Here is a 2,581-nt window from a genome sequence, read left to right as displayed (position 1 = left end):
TGTTACTTCTGCGTTCGCATTTGTTGATTTAGCGTTCGCATTTGTTGTTTCGGCGTTCGCATTTGTTGATTTAGCGTTCGCATTTGTTGAGTTGGCGTTCGCATTTGTTGAGTTGGCGTTCGCATTTGTTGAGTTGGCGTTCGCATTTGTTGAGTTGGCGTTCGCATTTGTTGAGTTGTGACGTAAGGAAACCCAACCTACCTTTAATATCATGTCCGCTAGAATACAAGTCAATTACGAACGTAGCGATAGCGGAGTGAAGTAATCCCAATAAGAAAGCGATTGCAACTCTTGGAGACGCACTCGCGTTCGTTCCACTCCGTTCCACTCGCAATGACATATCGTAAGTGATTAACCGGACTTGATATAATCCATCTGAATTTTATAGTAGCGATGTCTACGACGGTCACTGAGCGCAGCCGAAGTGCGGGCTACGCCTACGCCCTTGTGGAAGAGTCCTATCTTTTATTTGCAACTTTATTAACAAAAATTCAAGGTAGGGAGAGGTTTATCAAACTCGCGTTCAAAAAGCAAATTTTGGTTTTCCTGTCATCTTCTATAATTAATAAAACCTGCACACCTAATTCTAGGCATGAAACTGTGACCGAATCAGGAAGTTACAAAGATACTGTAAACCTACCCAAGACTAATTTTGATATGCGGGCAAACGCCATCAAGCGTGAGCCTGAAATCCAAAAATTTTGGGAAGAAAATAAAATTTATGATCGCCTTTCCAAAAATAACCCCGGCGAATTATTTATACTGCACGATGGGCCTCCCTACGCTAATGGTTCTCTGCATAGTGGCCATGCTTTGGGTCAAATTCTTAAAGATATTATTAATCGCTACCAACTGCTACAAGGGCGTAAGGTTCGTTATGTCCCCGGTTGGGACTGTCACGGTTTACCAATTGAGTTAAAAGTTTTGCAGAACATGAAATCAGCAGAACGGCAAAACTTAACGCCTTTACAACTGCGGCAAAAAGCTAAACAATTTGCACTAGAAGCAGTAGCAGACCAAAGCACAAGTTGTATACGCTTTGGGATGTGGGGCGATTTTGAACACCCTTATCTGACTTTGCAGCCGGAATATGAAGCGGCTCAAATTGGCGTGTTTGGTCAGATGTTCTTAAAAGGCTACATCTATCGCGGTTTAAAGCCGGTTCACTGGAGTCCGAGTTCTAAAACTGCTTTGGCTGAAGCTGAGTTGGAATATCCAGAAGGTCACGTTTCCCGCAGTATCTATGCAGCTTTTGCAGTTACAAGTTTGGCGGAAACTGTAAAACCACTGTTGGCGGAATATCAGTCAGATTTGGGTGTGGCTATTTGGACAACTACACCTTGGACAATTCCGGGGAATTTAGCTGTGGCGGTGAATGCAGATTTGAATTATGCAGTGGTGGAAGTGGAACCCCACCCCCCAACCCCCTCCCCGCAAGCAGGGAGGGGGAGTGAAGAAGTTTCTTCCCCTTCTCCGTTAACGGGAGTGAGGTTCCGTTATCTCATCGTTGCTGCTGATTTAGTGGAACGTTTATCTTCAACTTTCGGAGTTGAGTTAACTGTAAAAGCCACCTTTAAGGGGAGTGATTTAGAACATACTACTTACCGTCATCCTCTATTTGACCGGGAAAGTCCGATTATTGTGGGCGGTGATTACATCACTACTGAGTCGGGTACTGGGTTGGTACATACTGCTCCCGGTCATGGTCAAGAAGATTACATCGTTGGTCAGCGCTACGGTTTGCCCATCCTTGCACCAGTGGATGACAATGGCAATTTTACCGAAGAAGCGGGAGAATTTGCTGGGTTAAATGTGCTGGGTGATGGGAATCAGGCGGTGATTGATGCACTGGCTGCGGCTGGTTCTTTGTTGAAAGAAGAAGCATATCCCCACAAATATCCCTATGATTGGCGGACGAAAAAGCCAACGATTTTCCGCGCTACTGAACAATGGTTTGCTTCAGTAGAAGGATTTAGAGAAGAAGCGCTTGATGCGATCGCAACTGTAAAATGGATTCCAGCCCAAGGTGAAAATCGCATCACGCCAATGGTAGCGGAACGTTCCGATTGGTGTATCTCTCGTCAACGGAGTTGGGGCGTACCCATTCCCGTTTTCTACGATGAAGCCACGGGAGAACCACTGCTGAATGAAGAAATTATCAACCACGTTCAAGGAATTATTGCAGAAAAAGGTTCTGATGCTTGGTGGGAATTATCAGTTGAGGAGTTATTACCCGAATCGTATCGCCAAAATGGTAAGTCTTACCGCAGAGGTACAGATACAATGGATGTATGGTTTGATTCTGGCTCATCTTGGGCAGCAGTAACTAAACAGCGTCCAGAGTTACGTTACCCTGCTGATTTGTATTTGGAAGGTTCCGACCAACATCGCGGTTGGTTCCAGTCAAGTTTGCTTACCAGTGTAGCAGTGAATGACATCGCGCCTTACAAAACTGTGCTAACTCACGGCTTTGTTTTAGATGAACAAGGGCGTAAAATGAGCAAGTCAGAAGGCAATGTGGTTGACCCAAATACAATCATTGAAGGTGGAAAAAATAAAAAAGAAGAACCAGAATCAAACC

At 44.8% G+C, this 2,581-nt stretch carries 1 protein-coding gene and 1 pseudogene; both read left to right on the top strand.

Translation table 11 applies throughout. The features are described from left to right. Positions 1-181: pseudogene (locus LC574_RS35055) on the top strand (hypothetical protein); the annotation flags it as partial. Positions 182-600: 419 nt separating this feature from the next. Then, positions 601-2,581 (top strand): isoleucine--tRNA ligase (ileS, locus tag LC574_RS35050; protein ID WP_229458222.1); only part of this gene is annotated, 1,981 nt, incomplete at its 3' end.

The organism is Nostoc sp. CHAB 5715, assembly GCF_020829685.1.
Classification (GTDB): domain Bacteria; phylum Cyanobacteriota; class Cyanobacteriia; order Cyanobacteriales; family Nostocaceae; genus Nostoc.
Note: the sequence above shows the minus strand (reverse complement) of the source record. Positions and strands in the feature narration are given on the sequence as shown.